Annotated in this window: 19 protein-coding genes; 10 read left to right on the top strand and 9 right to left on the bottom strand. The window is 32.1% G+C overall.

Translation table 11 applies throughout. The features are described 5' to 3' along the window. Window positions 1-32 precede the first annotated feature (32 nt). Window positions 33-3008: an amidohydrolase family protein gene (locus ACYX4H_RS01535; protein ID WP_476237456.1), complete on the top strand. Its 2976-nt coding sequence runs from the start codon at window positions 33-35 to the stop codon at window positions 3006-3008. 6 nt (window positions 3009-3014) lie between these two features. After that, the gene (locus tag ACYX4H_RS01540) at window positions 3015-4286 is read left to right on the top strand and encodes an amidohydrolase family protein (RefSeq protein WP_476237457.1); all 1272 of its coding nucleotides are present in this window, start codon (window positions 3015-3017) and stop codon (window positions 4284-4286) included. Between the two features lie 68 nt (window positions 4287-4354). Here ACYX4H_RS01540 and ACYX4H_RS01545 read toward each other — a convergent pair whose 3' ends face one another. Then, window positions 4355-5158: a DUF6503 family protein gene (locus ACYX4H_RS01545; RefSeq protein ID WP_476237459.1), complete on the bottom strand. Its 804-nt coding sequence runs from the start codon at window positions 5156-5158 to the stop codon at window positions 4355-4357. A gap of 78 nt (window positions 5159-5236) precedes the next feature. On the opposite strand from ACYX4H_RS01545, the gene ACYX4H_RS01550 reads away from it, so the two are divergent. The 4 genes from ACYX4H_RS01550 to ACYX4H_RS01565 all read left to right on the top strand — a co-directional run bounded on the left by ACYX4H_RS01550 (window position 5237) and on the right by ACYX4H_RS01565 (window position 10432). Continuing rightward, entirely contained in the window at window positions 5237-6031 is a 795-nt protein-coding gene (locus ACYX4H_RS01550; RefSeq protein WP_476237460.1) for a TrmH family RNA methyltransferase, read from the top strand. Between the two features lie 85 nt (window positions 6032-6116). Then, entirely contained in the window at window positions 6117-7349 is a 1233-nt protein-coding gene (locus ACYX4H_RS01555; protein WP_476237461.1) for a M48 family metallopeptidase, read from the top strand. Window positions 7350-7711: 362 nt separating this feature from the next. Continuing rightward, window positions 7712-9457 (top strand): DEAD/DEAH box helicase, encoded by a 1746-nt coding sequence (locus ACYX4H_RS01560; RefSeq protein WP_476237462.1) that lies wholly within the window; start codon window positions 7712-7714, stop codon window positions 9455-9457. 198 nt (window positions 9458-9655) lie between these two features. Further along, a complete protein-coding gene (locus tag ACYX4H_RS01565; RefSeq protein ID WP_476237463.1) occupies window positions 9656-10432 on the top strand; it encodes a carboxypeptidase-like regulatory domain-containing protein in 777 nt (258 codons plus the stop codon). A 4-nt stretch (window positions 10433-10436) separates the two neighbouring features. On the opposite strand, the gene ACYX4H_RS01570 is transcribed toward ACYX4H_RS01565, so the two are convergent. Continuing rightward, a complete protein-coding gene (locus ACYX4H_RS01570; RefSeq protein WP_476237464.1) occupies window positions 10437-10964 on the bottom strand; it encodes an SRPBCC family protein in 528 nt (175 codons plus the stop codon). 39 nt (window positions 10965-11003) lie between these two features. Beyond that, window positions 11004-11660 (bottom strand): TrmH family RNA methyltransferase, encoded by a 657-nt coding sequence (locus ACYX4H_RS01575; RefSeq protein WP_476237465.1) that lies wholly within the window; start codon window positions 11658-11660, stop codon window positions 11004-11006. 71 nt (window positions 11661-11731) lie between these two features. Between ACYX4H_RS01575 and ACYX4H_RS01580 the strand changes: the two genes are divergently transcribed. Then, window positions 11732-12406 (top strand): SIR2 family NAD-dependent protein deacylase, encoded by a 675-nt coding sequence (locus ACYX4H_RS01580; RefSeq protein ID WP_476237466.1) that lies wholly within the window; start codon window positions 11732-11734, stop codon window positions 12404-12406. Here ACYX4H_RS01580 and ACYX4H_RS01585 read toward each other — a convergent pair. The 4 genes from ACYX4H_RS01585 to ACYX4H_RS01600 form a co-directional block, all read right to left on the bottom strand. Beyond that, complete coding sequence (locus ACYX4H_RS01585; protein ID WP_476237467.1) at window positions 12403-12729, bottom strand: DMT family transporter; 327 nt, start codon at window positions 12727-12729, stop codon at window positions 12403-12405. The genes ACYX4H_RS01580 and ACYX4H_RS01585 overlap by 4 nt on opposite strands. Continuing rightward, the gene (locus ACYX4H_RS01590) at window positions 12726-13355 is read right to left on the bottom strand and encodes an alpha-ketoglutarate-dependent dioxygenase AlkB family protein (RefSeq protein ID WP_476237468.1); all 630 of its coding nucleotides are present in this window, start codon (window positions 13353-13355) and stop codon (window positions 12726-12728) included. The genes ACYX4H_RS01585 and ACYX4H_RS01590 overlap by 4 nt, the downstream gene beginning before the upstream one ends. A gap of 4 nt (window positions 13356-13359) precedes the next feature. Continuing rightward, on the bottom strand, window positions 13360-14595 hold the full coding sequence (locus ACYX4H_RS01595; protein WP_476237469.1) for a glycosyltransferase: 1236 nt from the start codon (window positions 14593-14595) through the stop codon (window positions 13360-13362). A 96-nt stretch (window positions 14596-14691) separates the two neighbouring features. Next, on the bottom strand, window positions 14692-15165 hold the full coding sequence (locus ACYX4H_RS01600; protein ID WP_476237470.1) for a heme-binding domain-containing protein: 474 nt from the start codon (window positions 15163-15165) through the stop codon (window positions 14692-14694). Between the two features lie 39 nt (window positions 15166-15204). Here ACYX4H_RS01600 and ACYX4H_RS01605 point away from each other — a divergent pair, with 39 nt between their 5' ends. The 3 genes from ACYX4H_RS01605 (at window position 15205) to ACYX4H_RS01615 (ending at window position 17420) form a co-directional block, all read left to right on the top strand. Further along, a complete protein-coding gene (locus ACYX4H_RS01605; protein WP_476237471.1) occupies window positions 15205-15762 on the top strand; it encodes an adenylosuccinate lyase in 558 nt (185 codons plus the stop codon). A gap of 103 nt (window positions 15763-15865) precedes the next feature. Further along, window positions 15866-17209, top strand: a complete 1344-nt coding sequence (purB, locus tag ACYX4H_RS01610; RefSeq protein ID WP_476237472.1) for an adenylosuccinate lyase — start codon at window positions 15866-15868, stop codon at window positions 17207-17209. Between the two features lie 13 nt (window positions 17210-17222). Next, window positions 17223-17420 (top strand): hypothetical protein, encoded by a 198-nt coding sequence (locus ACYX4H_RS01615; protein WP_475295440.1) that lies wholly within the window; start codon window positions 17223-17225, stop codon window positions 17418-17420. A 51-nt stretch (window positions 17421-17471) separates the two neighbouring features. Here ACYX4H_RS01615 and ACYX4H_RS01620 read toward each other — a convergent pair whose 3' ends face one another. Next, window positions 17472-18014 carry a DUF4252 domain-containing protein gene (locus tag ACYX4H_RS01620; protein WP_476237473.1) on the bottom strand — a complete coding sequence of 181 codons (543 nt, stop codon included), beginning with the start codon at window positions 18012-18014 and terminating at the stop codon, window positions 17472-17474. A 23-nt stretch (window positions 18015-18037) separates the two neighbouring features. Next, window positions 18038-18628: a DUF4252 domain-containing protein gene (locus ACYX4H_RS01625; protein ID WP_476237474.1), complete on the bottom strand. Its 591-nt coding sequence runs from the start codon at window positions 18626-18628 to the stop codon at window positions 18038-18040. Window positions 18629-18641 lie beyond the last annotated feature (13 nt).

The following is an 18641-nucleotide window of genomic DNA, read 5'->3' on the forward strand; positions in this document are numbered from 1 at the left end:
TAACTAATTTAACGCAAAAATAAATATTATTTATGCTTAAAAACTACCTTTGGTTTATTGCCATACTTTTTGTGTGTACAATAAACGCTCAAGACTATTTCCCTAAAAATGATGGTGTAAAAACCCAAAACACTAACTACACAGCATTAACCAATGCTAAAATTTACGTAACGCCTACTCAAATTATAGAAAAGGGCACGCTTTTAATTAAAGATGGTAAAATTGTAAACGCTAGTAAATTGGTTAACATTCCAAAAAATTCAATTGTTATAGATTTAAATGGCAAAAGTATTTACCCGTCTTTTATTGATATTTATTCTGATTTTGGTATTGAAAAACCTCAAGCCTCTGCATCAAAATCACGTTCAGCACAGTATAACCCATCGCGTACTGGCTATTACTGGAATGACCACGTTATGCCCGAAAACAATGCCATAAACAATTTTAATTACAACAAAAAAAAAGCTACCCAATTACTTAAAGCTGGTTTTGGTGTTGTAAACACACATATACATGATGGTATTGTGCGTGGTACCGGAGCATTAATTGCCCTAAACAACGCAAATGGTAATGAACAACGTATTATAAATGAAACATCTGGACACTATTTATCGTTTAAAAAAAGTGTAACTTCATCACAATATTACCCTGGCTCTATAATGGGCAGTATAGCACTATTAAAACAATTATACATTGATGCAGATTGGTATGCTAAAGGTAATATTAGCACCAAAGATTTATCACTTGAAGCTTTAAATACAAACAAAAATTTAATTCAGTTTTTTGAAGCAGGTAGTAGAGCAAATATAATGCGTGCAGACAAAATTGGCGATGCTTACGGCATACAATATGTTATGCTTGGTGGTGGCGATGAATATGAGCGTATTAACGATATTAAAGCCACAAACGCTAAAATTATTTTACCATTAAACTTTCCTGATGCGTATGATGTGGAAGACCCATTTGCAACCGCTTCATTATCATTAGAAGATATGCGCGCATGGAACCAAAAGCCACATAACCCAAAAATTTTAGCAGATAATAACATTGATTTTGCTTTTACGGCTTTCAAACTAAAATCTGTAAAAGAACTAAAATCTAAAATAATAAAAGCTATAGAAGCTGGCCTTCCTAAAGAAAAAGCTTTAGCAGCTTTAACCACTATTCCTGCTCAAATATTAAATAAAAACACCAGTATTGGTTCTTTAAAAAACGGATGTTTAGCTAACTTTTTAATTACTTCTGGTGATATTTTTGATAAAGAAACCACCCTTTATGAAAACTGGGTACAAGGCCAAAAAACAGTTTTTGAAAGTTTAAACACCAAAAACATTTCAGGAACCTATGCCTTTAATATTAATAATCAGCCTTATAAAATGGTTGTTTCTGGTAAATTAAGTAAACCTAAAACCAAAATAACAACGGGTTCGCATACGTTAGGTTCAAAAATAAATTATAAAGATGATTGGGTAAATATTTCGTTTAAAACCATTGATACTACAAAACAAGAATTTATTAGAATTGTTGCTAAAGTTGATGACACCAATACGCTAACAGGAAAATCTATTCTTCCAAACGGAGACATATTACCTTTTAATGTAAAATCATCAAAGGTTGATGATGATGATGATGCAAAAAAAGAAACCGATAATGAAGAAAATAATAACACATTTTTTTCTGTTACTTATCCTAATAAAGCCTTTGGTTTTACTAAGTTACCTGAAGCTGAAACGCTACTATTTAAAAATGCTACCGTTTGGACGGGAGAAGCCGAAGGTATTTTACAAAACACCGATGTTTTAATTAAAGACGGTAAAATTGCAAAAATTGGTAAAGATTTGCCTAGTGGCAAAGCCAAAGTTATTAATGCTACTGGCAAACATTTAACTGCTGGAATTATTGACGAACATTCGCATATTGCAACAGCATCAGTTAATGAGGGCGGACAAAACTCATCAGCCGAAGTAACAATTGAAGATGTAATTGATGAAACCGATACTAATATTTACCGCAATCTTGCTGGCGGTGTAACATCTATTCAAATTTTACATGGTTCAGCAAACCCTATTGGTGGCCGTTCTGCAATTATTAAATTAAAATGGGGTGAATCTGCCGATAATTTAATTTACAGCAATACGCCTAAATTTATCAAATTTGCATTAGGTGAAAACGTAAAACAATCAAATTGGAGCAGTTACTCACGCTTCCCTCAATCGCGTATGGGTGTTGAGCAATTGTATATTGATTATTTTACAAGAGCCAAAGCTTATGATGATTTGAAGAAAAGCGGAAAGCCATACAAAAAGGATATTGAACTTGACGTTATTGCTGAAATTTTAAATAAAGAACGTTTTATTTCATGTCATTCATATGTACAAAGCGAAATTAATATGCTCATGAAGGTTGCCGAAAAATTTAACTTCAACATTAACACATTCACACATATTTTAGAAGGTTATAAAGTAGCCGATAAAATGGCAGAACACGGTGTTGGCGGCTCTACATTTAGTGATTGGTGGGCCTATAAATACGAAGTAAACGATGCTATACCGTACAATGCAAGCATTATGCACAATGCAGGAGTAACGGTAGCTATTAACAGTGATGATGCTGAAATGTCGCGTCGCTTAAACCAAGAAGCCGCTAAAAGCATAAAATATGGCAACGTAAGTGATGAAGATGCTTGGAAATTTGTAACCTTAAACCCTGCCAAATTACTACATATTGATGACCGCGTAGGGAGTATAAAAATTGGTAAAGATGCCGATGTAGTTTTGTGGTCTCACAACCCTTTATCTGTGTACGCTAAAGCCGAAAAAACTATAATTGAAGGTGTTACTTATTTTGATATTGAGCACGATAAAAAAATGCAAGAAGCCATAAAATTAGAAAAAAACACACTTATCAACTTAATGCTAAAAGCTAAAAACAAAGGCTTAAAAACACAAGCTATTAAAAAGAAAACCAAAGAGCTTTTACACTGCGATTCTATTGATAAAGAAATATAATTTACTATGAAAAAAATAATAACATACATATTTATACTCAGCCTATTTATTGGTTTTGCTCAACAAACACCAGCACCAAAACAAAACAAAGCCATAACTATTGAAGGTGCAACTGCTCATTTAGGCAACGGTAAGGTTATTGAAAACGCCTTAATTATGTTTGAAAAAGGCAAAATAACATACGTTGGCAGTGCTTTAACCAAAATTGCACGAAAAGGCGAAATTATAAACGCCAAAGGCAAACATGTTTACCCAGGCTTTATAGTTCCTAATTCAACTCTTGGTTTAGTTGAAATTGATGCCGTAAGAGCTTCTGATGACGATGCAGAAATAGGTAATTGGAACCCCAACATTAGAAGCTTAATTGCTTATAACGCCGAATCTAGAGTTGTAGAATCTATGAGACCTAACGGTGTACTTTTAGGGCAAATAACACCTCGTGGAGCACGACTTACAGGTACATCTTCTGTTGTTCAATTTGATGCTTGGAACTGGGAAGATGCTGCTGTTAAAGTTGATGATGCCGTACATTTAAACTGGCCGCAAAACTTTAAACAACGCCGTGGTGTTGTTTCACAAAACAAAGAATACAAAACGCAAATTTTAAAAATTCATGAATATTTTAGCAACGCTAAAGCTTATTTAAACGGCAGCAAAGCCACTACGCATTTACCTTTTGAAGCTTTAAGTGATGTTTTTAATGGTTCAAAAAAACTATTTATTCATGTTGATGAAGAAAAAGGTATTATTGATGCTATAAATTTCACCCAAAAGCACAAACTACAAAACATAGTTATTGTTGGTGGTTATCAGGCTGAAAACACAATAGATTTACTAAAAAAACATAACGTTCCTGTAGTTTTAAGGCGTGTGCACTCTTTACCTAATTTAGATGATAATGATTACGATTTACCTTTTAAATTAGCCAAAATTTTAACTGATGCTGGCTTAACTGTTGCTTTAGAAACCAGCGGAGATATGGAACGTATGAACACCCGAAACCTGCCATTTTATGCAGGAACAACAGTAGCTCATGGTTTAACCAAAGCACTAGCACTACAACTCATAACACTTAACGCTGCTAAAATTTTAGGTATTGATGATAATTATGGGTCTTTAGAAAACGGAAAAAGCGCTACGCTTTTTATATCAGAAGGTGACGCCCTAGATATGAAAACAAATAAAATTTCACACGCTTTTATTGATGGACGTGGTATTAGTTTAAAAACCCACCAAACTAAACTCTGGAAACGTTACTCAAAAAAACTTCAAAAATAGATAAAAAGAAAGCGGTTAATCAAATGTGTTGATTAACCGCTTTTTTATTTAAAACCATTTAGTATTAATTATTCTGTAACTATTTCAGCATTAGCTGATTTTTCAAATAACGCATCTGCCGGTTTTTTTCTTGAAACTTTTACATTTATAAACTTATTTTCACTGTGTATAGTTGTTGGTAAATTATTTTCATAATTATAACGAATGCTGTTTGCTGGCAATAATAAACCATTTACCGTTTGCCACTCACTGTAACGTCTAAAATGTAATTGTTGTTCTTTTTCTTGTGTAAAAAATGTTACGGTGTAACCTAACCATTCCATCTTATAAGTTTCAGGGTTGTAGTATAGTACATATTCATCTTCTGGAGACTCACCCACGCCAGAATTATACGAAATACTTATTCCTGGATAGGTTTTACCTTCAAACTCTAAAGGTTTTGCTTCACCATACACAATACCATCATCAGCTAAAACAAAAGGCATTGCATAAAAATAAAACATTAAGTTGTAATAAAATTTTGGACTATATCCTTTAAATTCTGTTTCTTCTTTTTTTTGTAACCATACATTTTCACCATCAAAACCAATAGCATGATTTGGGGTTTTAATTAAAGATTTTCTTGTATACAAATTGGTTGTAGTAACTTCATCACCGTCTGGTTTTGGCATTGTAAACTCTAAAAACTGCATTTGTTTCCAGTTGTTTAATCCTCCATGAGCGTCAAACACATTTACAAGATTTTCAGGATATTTTTTTTCTACTACTGTAGTTTCTTGTTTAGGTTCAGTTTCAGTAACACTAACCTCTTTTTTTTGCTCTTTACATGATGCAAATAATACTGCTATGGCTATTAAAAAAAATTTGTTCATTTTATCAGTAATTTTATTTTTTGTTAAATGTTTTACGGTGCATAATTACACAAAAAGAACTACTTTAGTCGAGACTTTATGAAAGAAATAACAAGTACCCAAAATAGTTTTATAAAAAACCTTATTCAGTTAAAAGAAAAGTCTAGAAAAAGAAAAAATTCTGGCACGTTTTTAATTGAAGGACAACGCGAAATTACCCTTGCCATAAAAGGAAATTACAAAATTGAAACTATTTTGTTTTATCCGGAATTGTTTGATAAAACTACACTTAATGATTTTTCCACTAAGGAAACAACTGTAATAGAAATATCAAAAGAAGTATACCAAAAACTTGCTTATAGAGATACTACCGAAGGTGTTTTAGCCGTTGCAAAATGGAAAGAAAATAACTTAAATGATTTAAAATTTAATACACAAAACCCTTTAATTTTAGTTGCAGAAGCACCCGAAAAACCAGGAAATATTGGTGCACTTTTACGTACTGCCGATGCCGCTAATGTAGATGCCGTAATTATTGCTAACCCAAAAACCGATTTGTACAACCCAAACATTATACGCTCTAGCGTTGGTTGTTTATTTACAAATAACGTTGCTACAGGAAACACACAAGAAATTATTGATTTTTTGAAGTTAAAAAACATTAATATTTACGCTGCTATTTTGCAAGAATCGGTTGCTTATAATACACAAAACTTTACCAAACCAACCGCTATAGTTGTTGGTACAGAGGCCACAGGTTTAAGTGAGCAATGGCGCATTAATGCTACACAAAATATTATTATACCTATGCAAGGCGAAATAGATTCTATGAACGTATCAGTTGCTGCAGGAATTCTTATTTTTGAAGCGAAAAGACAACGGAATTTTGAATAACATTTTCATGCTAAACTTTAAAAGCATTTTACAAAATTTATGTCTAGATAAAAAAATTCAAAATTCAAATAGAACAACATAGTAAATGACCTCTACCACCCTTTTTTACATCATCATAGCCATAATAATCATCAATTTTATAATTGACAAAATACTTGATGCACTAAACGCTAAACATTTTAATGACGCTTTACCACCCGAATTACAAGACGTTTATGATACCGCAGCTTATAAAAAATCGCAAAATTATAAAGCTACCAAATACAAATTTGGTTTTTTAACCTCTACATTCTCAATTATTTTAACCTTAAGCTTTTTATTTTTTGATGGTTTTGAGTTTGTTGATAATATTGCCAGAAGTTATACTACAAACCCTATTATAATTGCCCTTATTTTTTTTGGTATTATAATGATTGTAAGTGATATTTTAACCACACCTTTTGAATATTATAGTACATTTGTAATTGAAGAAAAATTTGGTTTCAACAAAACCACCAAAAAAACCTTTGTTTTAGATAAAATAAAAGGTTGGTTAATGAGTGCTTTTTTAGGTGGTGGCATATTAGCCGTAATTATATGGTTCTACAATGCCACAGGCAAACACTTTTGGTTATATGCTTGGGCATTGGTTACTTTTTTTACGGTGTTTATGAATATGTTTTACTCTAAACTTATTGTACCGCTGTTTAACAAACAAACCCCTTTAGAAGCAGGTGAATTACGAGATAAAATTTCGGCATATGCTAATACCGTTGGTTTTAAGCTTGATAAAATTTTTGTAATTGATGGCTCTAAACGTAGCACAAAAGCTAATGCTTATTTTTCGGGCTTTGGTAGTGAAAAACGTGTAACACTTTATGATACTTTAATTAATGATTTAGATGATGATGAAATTGTAGCGGTTTTAGCCCACGAGGTTGGTCATTACAAAAGGAAACACATTATTTTTAATTTAGTAACGTCCATTTTGCTAACTGGTTTAACGCTTTATATTTTATCTTTATTTATTGCAAACCCGCTACTATCACAAGCTTTGGGTGTTGAAACGGCTAGTTTTCATGTGGGTTTAATTGCGTTTATGATGCTCTACACGCCTATTTCAGAAATTACAGGTTTAATTATGAATGTATTTTCTAGAAAATTTGAATATCAAGCTGATGATTATGCTAAAAACACTTTTAAAGCCAAACCTTTAATTAGTAGTTTAAAAAAACTTTCTAAAAATAGTTTGAGTAATTTAACGCCACACCCGGCGTATGTGTTTATGCACTACTCGCACCCTACTTTGTTGGAGCGTATAAAAAACTTAAAAAAGTAATAATTATTAATGTTTAAAAATTAAGATTGCTGGTACGTGCGTTAACGATTGAACGGCTTGTTTGAAATCCTTTTTGCCTAAGCAAAAAGATTGAGTAGTGAAAGCGTGTTAAAACGCCAAAAAAAATATTAATATTTATAAAACATGCTATTTACACGTAAATGATAAATAAATATGTATCTTTGCCGGCTGAAACTTGTTTATAATAAGATGTAAAATAGACGTTTACATTAGCTTAGAGTTTCATTTTTAAAATGCCTCAGGGTGAGGCTGTGTTACAAGAAGGTTTAGTTTTTTAAGTATGTCGGTTCACTTCTTTATGTAACACTACATAACATAACCACATTACTTAAACTCAAACAATGAGCACATTCTCAAACTTAGGTTTGCAAGATAATCTATTGCAAGCCATTACAGATTTAGGCTTTGAAACACCAAGTGAGGTGCAACAAAAAGCCATTCCTATTTTATTAGAAGAAGAAACAGATTTAGTGGCATTAGCCCAAACAGGAACTGGTAAAACGGCTGCTTTTGGTTTTCCTATGTTACAAAAAATTAATGTAGATAGCCGTACCACACAAGGTTTAATTTTATCACCAACGCGCGAGCTTTGTCTACAAATTGCTAATGAACTTAAACTTTACGGTAAATATTGCAAAGGTTTAAATGTTACAGCTATTTATGGTGGTGCAAGCATTACAGACCAAGCTAAACAGGTAAAACGTGGTGCGCAAATTATTGTAGCTACACCGGGTAGAATGAAAGACATGATTAACCGCAGAATGGTTGATATTTCTAAAATTGAATACAGCGTTTTAGATGAAGCCGATGAAATGTTAAATATGGGCTTTTATGAAGATATTACAAACATTTTATCACACACGCCAAATGATAAAAGTACCTGGTTATTTTCGGCAACAATGCCTAAAGAGGTGGCTACTATTGCTAAAGAATTTATGCATAACCCAAAAGAAATTACGGTTGGCCATAAAAATGAAGGTAGTAAAAATGTATCGCATGAGTATTATTTAGTAAACTCGCGCGATCGTTACCAAGCTTTAAAACGTTTAGCCGATGCTAACCCTGATATATTTTCGGTTGTATTTTGTAGAACTAAACGCGATACACAAAAGGTTGCAGAACAACTTATTGAAGATGGTTACAACGCAGGCGCTTTACACGGCGATTTAAGCCAAAACCAGCGCGATTTAGTAATGAAAGCCTTTAGAAACAACCAAATACAAATGTTAGTGGCTACCGATGTTGCTGCACGTGGTATTGATGTTGATGATGTTACTCACGTTATAAATTACCAATTGCCCGATGAAATTGAAACCTATACCCACCGCTCTGGTAGAACAGGACGCGCCGGAAAAACAGGTGTTTCAATGGTAATTATTTCTAAAAGTGAAGTTAGAAAAATTAAAAGCATTGAGCGCATTATAAAAAAGCAGTTTGAAAAGAAAAACATACCTGATGGGTCTGTTATTTGCGAAATTCAGCTTATGGCACTTGCCAATAAAATTCACAACACAGAGGTTAACCATGCTATAGACAAGCATCTTGATAATATTAACCAGTTGTTTGAAGACACTAGTAAAGATGAATTAATTAAAAAATTCTTCTCTGTAGAATTTACACGTTTTTACAACTATTACCAAAAATCTAGAGATTTAAACGTAGCAGATAATGGTAGAGCCGAAAGTAGTGGTGGCAATTCTACACGTTATTTTATTAACGTTGGAAGAAAAGATGGCTTTGACTGGATGAGTTTAAAAGACTTTTTAAAAGAAGTTTTAGAACTTGGTAGAGATGATGTTTTTAAAGTTGAAACCAAAGACAGTTTTTCATTTTTTAATACCGAAAATGAACACCAACAAAAAGTTTTAGACTTTTTTACAGATTACAAACACAACGGACGTTATGTAAATGTTGAAGTTTCTGAAAACCGAAGTCGTGGAAGAAAACGCGATCGGAAAGGCGGTGGCGGAAAAAAACGTAATTTTTCAGGTAGTAAAAACAACGACGGTAAACGCTCAGGTGGTAAACGCAACAACTCTAACAGCGGAAACTTTGGTGCATCTCGCCCAAGACGCTCAAGAAGATAAGCACCCATAAATTTAAAAAAAAAAAGCAAAGCATTTTAAATATCATCCATTTAAGCGCTTTGCTTTTTTTATAAAATTTCATTAAAAAACCTGTATAATACAGTTTGTTTTGTTAATTTTTAGTCAAAAAACCAAACAAAACCATATGTTAATATTTTGTTTAGTACTTTTATACTAAAATTGTTATATTTCAATAAAATGCAAAAATACTTACTCCTTACTATTTGCCTATTTTTTTCATTGGCTACTTTGCACGCCCAAGATGGAAAACGCGCTATTGGGGTAGTTTTAAGCGCTTCAAAAAACAAACCTTTAGAAAGTGTAAACATTGTAAACCTTAACCAAGTTACAGGAACAATTACAAATGATAAAGGAGAATTTAGTATTGCTGCAGAAGTTAATGATACTTTACATTTTTCGTACTTAGGCTATAAATCTATAAAAGTTAGAGTAACAAACGATTGGTTGAAGTTTGGAAGCTCTGAAATTAAACTTACTGAATTAGCCGAAGCTTTAGAAGAAGTTGTTGTAAACCAATTAAGGCTTACAGGTTATTTAGAGGTTGATATTAAACAAGTACCAGAACCTAACAGCAATTACCGCTACCAAATATCTGGTTTACATACAGGCTATGAAGCTTCTAAACCAACAGCAATAAACAAAATAATTGGCTCTATTTTTAATCCGGCAGATTTTTTACACCGCATGTTTGGTAAAAAACCTAATGAGTTACGTAAGCTTAAAAAAATGAAGCAAGATGATGAAATTAGAAACTTATTAGCTTCAAAATTTGACAGAGAAATGCTTACTGCTTTACTTAAAGTTGAAAAGATTGATTTAGACGAAATTGTAACCCAATGCAACTACTCAAAGGGTTTTATACAAACTGCCAACGATTTACAAATACTTGATGCTATTAGTGAGTGCTACGAAGAATACAAAGTACTTAGTAGAGGCAGAAATAATCGTTTGTAATTTTTTATGATTCTAAAATAGCTTTTAAAGCCGTTAAACCTTCATCAAAATCTTTTCCTACGGCTTTATCCATGTTAAAAAACAACATAAAAATACTGAATGGAAATTTGTTTTTCCCTGAAAACCCCCACACAACCTTAGTTTTATTATCACTTAAATATTCAACTTTTAAATAAGCATCAGATTCTGATTTCCATGGCCTAAAAAAACGCAATTCAGACTCTACAACATTATCTTTAACAATACGCTTTATTTCCTGTTCACCTGAGCCTACATCTTTATTACCATTCCATCTAGATATAAAACCAACTTCGCCATCAACACCTTCAAAATCTTGATCCATATCAGGATCTTTTTTCTTCCACGGAGACCACGCATCTTGGTTTTTTATAAACTTTAAATAATTAAAAACATCGGTTAGCGGTTTTTCTATTTCAACACTTCTAAAAACATGATATTTTTTTGGTGCTATTAACGCTAAAATTGCAAAAACAACAACCAGCGCCAATATAACGTAAAGGAGAGTATACATAATTTTTGGTTTTAGTTAGTTTACTAAATTTACAAAAATTTATGATTTATTATAAAAACGTGCTACAATTTCATCATAACTCTTAACAGTTTTAGCTATCCAATCTATTTTTTTTGCATTTATTTCATTTTGCGTTAGCTGCCAATTTACATTGGTTTTTCGCAACTTTGTGGTAACATGTTGCAAAATAATTGCTGCTGAAACCGATATATTTAAACTTTCTGTAAAGCCAAACATGGGTATTTTTAAGTAACTATCTGCTGCTTCAATAACAGCTTCAGATAAACCTTCGGTTTCTCTTCCAAAGAAAAAACAAGACTTTTTTGTTACATCAAAATCATGCAATTCGCAATCATTGGTGTGTGGTGTAGTTGCTACAATTTGATAGCCTTCTGCTTTTAAATTTTCAATACAACTTTTAACAGAATTATAACGCTGCAAGTCTATCCATTTTTGTGCACCCATAGCAATTTCTCTATCAATGCGTTTGGTATTTTGTTCTTCAACAATATGCACTTCTTGTATGCCAAAAACATCACAACTTCTTATAACAGCACTGGTATTGTGTAGCTGATAAACATCTTCGGTAGCTACCGTAAAATGTTTGGTACGCTGTGGTAAAACTTGGTTAAACCTTTGGCGCCTATTTTCAGTTAAAAAAGTTTCTAAATGTTTTAAAAGTTCTAAATCTATCATAATTCAAATGTAATAAACTTAAAAAGATTGATGGCTTTGTTTACAAAAACAGATTACTTATTTTTATATCTATGAAACAACATTTAGTAGTGCTTACTGGTGCTGGTATTAGTGCCGAAAGTGGTGTAAAAACGTTTAGAGATGCTGGCGGACTTTGGGAAGGGCATGATGTTATGGAAGTAGCATCTCCACAAGGTTATGCCGCCAACCCCAAACTAGTTTTAGATTTTTACAACCAAAGACGCAAACAATTATTTGAGGTTGAACCTAACAGCGCGCATAAAGATTTAGCAGCGCTTGAAAACAATTATAAAGTAACCATTATAACCCAAAATGTTGATGATTTACATGAGCGTGGTGGCAGTACAAACGTTATTCATTTACATGGCGAACTTTTAAAAGTAAGAAGCACCGTTGATGAAACCGATATACAAGAATGGAAAACCGATTTAGTTTTAGGCGATTTATGTAAAAAAGGGCATCAACTGCGGCCACATATAGTTTGGTTTGGTGAAGATGTACCCATGATTGAAAAAGCCATTACAATTTGCGAAACCGCCGATATTTTGGTAATTATTGGCACATCAATGCAAGTATACCCTGCTGCCGGTTTAATTAACTATGTAAAAAATAATGTACCCATTTATTTTATAGACCCCAACCCTGCTATAACACAAAATAAAAACTTAACGGTTATTGCAGAACCTGCCACAACGGGCGTAAAAACACTTATTACAAAACTTTAATTTGCCACAAATTTTAGCCCAATAATTGATATTATTAAAGTTGTTATAAAAAACAAACGCCAAAATGTAGCGGGCTCTTTAAATACAAAAATGCCCACTAGCACGGTTCCAACAGCACCTATACCCGTCCAAACGGCATAAGCGGTTCCAATGGGTAAGGTTTTTGTAACTTTTACCAATAACAACATGCTAATAGCTAAACACACTAAAAACCCTATAAACCAATAGGTTGCTTGGTTTCCTGTTGTTTCTTTTACTTTTCCCAAACACGCAGCAAAAGCCACCTCAAATAAGCCTGCAATAATTAACAAAATCCAGTTCACTTGTATTGGTTTTTAATAATTCTAAAAGTAAGATTTATTCTTGAATTAATTTGTTTTTTGGTTTTAGGTATTTTGTGTTTCCAGAAATGCTGGGTTTTACCTTGCATTAATAAAAAATTACCGTGTTTTAAAGGAATATCAACCCGCTTTAAATTTGTTTTAGTTAAGTGTTTTAGCTGAAATGTGCGTGTTTCTCCAAAAGTTACCGATGCAATAACGGGATTTTCACCCAACTCTTTTTCATTGTCTTGATGCCAATCCATACTATCATTACCGTTTCTGTAGTAGTTTAACAAACAACTAGTAAACTTTACATTTGCCACAGTTTCTACACGTTTTTTTATAAACTGTAAATCGTTTGTCCATGCATGCGGATAAAATGTTAATCCGGAATATTTATAAACATCATTTGTTTCTCCATATAGTGCTGTAAGCCTTGGTACATCAATTATTTTACCATAAAACTTAACTTGATCTTGCTGCCATTTAATGGATGTTTTTAAACTATTTAATAATTTATTTGATTCTTCCGAAGTAAAAAAATTATCATACAACACTACATTAGCATCAGGTAAATTGAAGTCTATTATTTCAGGCTGTTCATTAAATAAACTGTTTTGTAACATGTTGTTATTTAGTGTTTTTAGCTTCAATCCATTTACTCATAAACTTAGTGCTTTGTAGTGTGTGATGCTGAAGCATTTGCCCTGTAAAGTTATTAAGTCTGTGTGATTGTAAATTTTGCAATAAAAAATCAATCTTTTCAATACATTTAGTTTGAAAGTTATTTTTATTAAATCTGTTATTTACTACCTCAAACCCGTTATGTTGTTTTTCTTTCCAAAGGGTTTCATTTGTATATAATTCAACCGCTTTTTGGGCAAACTGTTTTACTGAGTTTTCTACAAAACCATTAGGTGGTAAATTTTCAAACATCCCTTCTGCCCCAATATGTGTGGTTACACATGGCGTACCATTTTGCATAGCATCAACAAGCTTGCCTTTTAAACCAGCACCAAACTGCAAAGGCGCTAAACACACTTTGGCTTGTTGCATAACTTTGGCAACACCTTCAGCAAACCCTTTTATTAAAAAACCTTCTTTTTTATTATGTAATTGATTTACTTTTTCGCTAGCATAGGCGCCATAAATATGCATTTCGGCATTTGGTAATTGTTTTTTTATAAGTGGCCATATATTTTGTTTTAAATACAAAACACCGTTATAATTGGGTTCATGCAAAAAATTACCAATGGTTATAAAATGTGATCTTTCTGAAAATGATTTTAATTGTTTTATGTCATTTTCAGGAATTTGTTCTAATAAAAATGGTAAATAGCACAATAGAGATTGGTTTACATTAAAATTTGTTTTAAGTATATCTATTTCAGCTTCAGAAATCATAATACTTAAATCGCAACGGTAAATACTTGCTATTTCGCGCTTAGCAATGGTATTAAACAAATATGCTTTGTTAAAAACAGCCCCATCTTTAAAAGCTTGGTGTCTTCCTTTGCGTAAACAATGTAAATCTTCAGTGTCTAAAATTTTAAGTGCTTCAGGACATTGTTCAGTAACGCGCCACCCAAACTGTTCTTCGGTCATAAACCTATCAAACATAACTATTTTGGGGTTTAGTTGCTTTATAAAAGCATCAAAACTACTATTGTTTAATTGAATTGAAACTTGCGTAACCCCAATGCTTTCTAGGTTAAACGCATTACTGGTTTTTGCACAAGCACTGGCAAAAGTTATTTTGTAATTAGCTAATTGAAACGTTTCAATAAGTTGCAACATTCTGCTACCTGCTGCCGAACTTTTGGGCTCGGGCCAAACAAAACCAATAATTAGCAAGGTATTACTCATAAGGCTATATTCACAATATAAAAAATTAAATTCCAAAACCCAAAGCGCTTCTATACTTGGGTTTTGGAATTTTTAGTTTTTGAAAATTTTAAAGATTTACTCTGGTTTTTGTTTCAAATCGTACGATGTACGCACTTGTTTTGCCCAGGTAATTAAAGCATTAACTTGCTCTGGCGTTAGTTTAGCATCGGCATGCGTCCATGTATAAGAATCTAAAGGCATTTTACCTTCTTCAACCTCTTCAATAAGTTCTTCAAATTTATGGTCTTTTCGTTTTAAAGAATTGCCTTCCCAATTTGAAACATTAAAATGCTCTTTACCTTCTTCAACATGATGATTTAACCAATAATTAAGTGGTGTTATACTGTTGTACCATGGGTAGCGTGTAACATTACTATGGCAATCAAAACAGGCGTTTTTCAAAATTAATTTCACATCTTCTGGTGGGTTAGTCTCAGCATAAAATGCATCTATAGACGCTGCATTTCCATTGTTTTTTTCTGGACCAAAAAATTGGGCAATTATTAATAAAACAACAAGTGCTAATAATACCTTTTTTATAATTTTCATTTTTAATACTTTTAGGTTATAAAAATATGAAATTAGATTTTGACAGCCACCGAACTTTATAACGAATTAAATTACGTAAATCACTCGCGCGAAAAACGTAACTACTACGCTAATTTAATAATTAATACCCCTAATTTAATACCAAAACTACTTGATATTTTATTTATGGTTGACGATAAAATTTCGCCAAGAGCCGCTTGGGTTTTTGAGTTTATGTGCAGTAAAAACATTGATTTTGTAGTACCACACTTAAGCACATTTACCCAAAATATTAAGCATGTACACATTGATGCTGCCGTAAGACCCGTTGCAAAAGTTTGCGAACTTATTGCTATAGCCTACAAAAACAACCATAAAAAAATAACAAACGCCTTAACCCAAACCCACAAAGAGCTAATAATTGAAACGTGTTTTGATTATTTAATTAATGATGAAAAAGTAGCCCCAAAAGCATACAGCATGACAACGCTTTATATTTTTGGAAAAGAGTTTGATTGGGTTTACCCCGAACTTATTACCATTTTAGAGCGTGATTTTAACCAACAAAGTGCTGCCTTTAAAGCAAGGGCAAAACAAATACTTAAAAAGTTGAAATAATTTTGAAACAGTTTCTACTTTTTTAAGTTTTGAAAATTTATATTTCAACTGCTAATTCATTAAAAAAACTATCTTTGCAACTTGTTAAAAATCAAATTACACTATGTCATTATCTGTATTAAATGCCATTTCACCAATTGATGGTCGTTATAGAAACAAAGCAAACGCCTTAGCCCCTTTTTTTTCTGAAGAAGCACTTATTAAATACCGCGTTTTAGTTGAAATTGAATATTTTATTGCCTTATGCGAAATTCCGTTACCGCAATTAAAAGACGTTGATACCGCTGTTTTTAACGATTTAAGAGCCATTTACAAAACATTTTCTGCGGAAGATGCCTTGGCCATAAAAGATATTGAAAGTGTAACAAACCACGATGTTAAAGCTGTTGAATATTTTATAAAAGAAAAATTTGATGCCTTAGGATTATCACAATACAAAGAATTTATTCATTTTGGATTAACATCACAAGACATAAACAACACCGCAATACCATTAAGTATTAAGGAAGCTATGAATGATGTTTATGTGCCTGAATATTTTGAAGTTTTAAAAAGATTAAAAGAACTATCTGAAGAATGGAAAGCTGTACCAATGTTAGCAAGAACACATGGTCAACCAGCTTCTCCAACACGTTTAGGTAAAGAAATTCAGGTTTTTGTAACCCGCTTAGAAGAACAATTTAATTTGTTAAATGATATACCAAGTGCCGCTAAATTTGGTGGTGCTACTGGTAATTTTAATGCACACAATGTTGCATACCCCGAAATAGATTGGAAAGCTTTTGGATCTAGTTTTGTTCAAGAAAAATTAGGGTTACACCACTCATTTCCAACTACGCAAATTGAACACTATGACCATATGGCTGCGTTATTTGATTGCCTAAAACGCATTAACACTATTTTAATTGATTTAGACAGAGATGTGTGGACGTATGTTTCAATGGACTATTTCAAACAAAAAATTAAAAAAGGTGAAGTTGGTAGCTCTGCAATGCCACATAAAGTAAACCCTATTGATTTTGAAAATAGTGAAGGAAATTTAGGTATTGCTAATGCTATTTTTGAACATTTATCAGCTAAACTTCCAATTTCCAGATTACAACGTGATTTAACTGATAGTACAGTTTTACGTAATGTTGGTGTACCATTTGGGCACACTATAATTGGTTTTAAATCTACTTTAAAAGGCTTAAACAAATTACTTTTAAACGAAGGTAAATTTGCCCAAGACCTTGAAAATAATTGGGCTGTAGTAGCTGAAGCTATTCAAACTATTTTACGAAGAGAAGGCTACCCAAACCCTTATGAAGCTTTAAAAGGCTTAACAAGAACAAATGAAGCTATAAATAAAGACTCTATTTCAAATTTTATTGATACTTTAGAGGTAAACAATACAATAAAAGACGAATTAAAACGTATTACACCTAGCAACTATACAGGAATTTAATATTTAACAATTTATGCTAAGCGACAAACAATCTATACTACTTTGCGGATTTATAGCTGTAGTTTTTTTTGTTGCTGGTATGTTAGATGCGCTTAATAATTTTATTGTTTTAACTTTATTAACATTAGCATTTTTAGCTATTGTACTTAATTTAATTACCGCAAAAAATTTTGTTAAAAAAGACAATGAAGAATTAAATAAAAAGAAATAAAAAAGGTTTACCATTTGGTAAACCTTTTTTTTATTTAGAATGAGTGTTTTATTATTTAAAAAAATTCATAATACGCTCAATTTGTGCACCATCAACATCGGCATTTTGTAAACTATTAATTAATACACCAATTTTTTCAGGATTCATATCATTACCTAAAACGCGTACAATACCAAACCCCATATTTTTGTCTGTTGCAAAAACAACTACTTCATCGGCTGTATCATCTTCACCAATATATTTAACCATTATTTTTCGGCCTTTATCACTAACTTCCATAAGGTCGTTGTACTTTTCATGGCTTAAAATATTTTTTACTTTGGTAATTTCTGCAGTATAATTTTCAATATTATCTTCAGAAGCATTAAAACCTAAAAAATTAAGTTTTTGCACAGAATTATAGGCTTCTTCTTGAGCATCTGTAAAGTTCGATTTATCAATATTTAACATTGATATTGGAAAATCTTGCGATATAAAATTTGAATTCTCTTGGTTATCAACGTAATAACGCTGTAGGCTTTCACCATTACCACAGCTTATTAATAAAACTGCGGTTAAAATGGTTAAGCATAAATATTTAAAAGTTCGTTGCATGATTGATGATGATGTATTTGTTATTATTTATCGTTAAGGTGTTGGCCTCCAGGAATGTTCATTTTATTTGTAAGTTTTGATATTTCATTTAAATTAATATCACCAGTAAGAGACACCACTACGGTTTCAATTTTACGTTCTTTACCGTTAATTTCAATTTTATCATCCATTACTTTATCAATACCGTTTACAAAAATTAAAAGTTCTTTAACGTGGTCTGCATCTTTACCTTCTTTTACATAAAACTTAACTTCGGTGCCATCATCTTTTACTTCCATTAACTCATCTAAAGCGCTTGAGCGTGATTTTACCCATTTTGAAATATCACCAGATATAGCTTTATTATCTGTTACTATGGTTTTAAAACTGGTTATACTTTTAACCATATCAATGTATGCTTTAGCTTCAGGATCTTCTACATCAATTCCCATTTTTGCTATCATTTGAAACATTTTTGGTTTTATTGATACATAAGTTACATCGGCATTATCGCTATATTTTTCAAAAATATTGCTTTGTGCTACGGCTGTTAATGGCAACAACATTATGGCCATTATTGCTATTATTATTCTCTTTTTCATTGCTATTGTTCTTAAATTTATTGTTGATTTCATTTTTTTTTAATTT

It is taken from the genome of Seonamhaeicola sp. ABD4_340 (genome assembly GCF_056312135.1).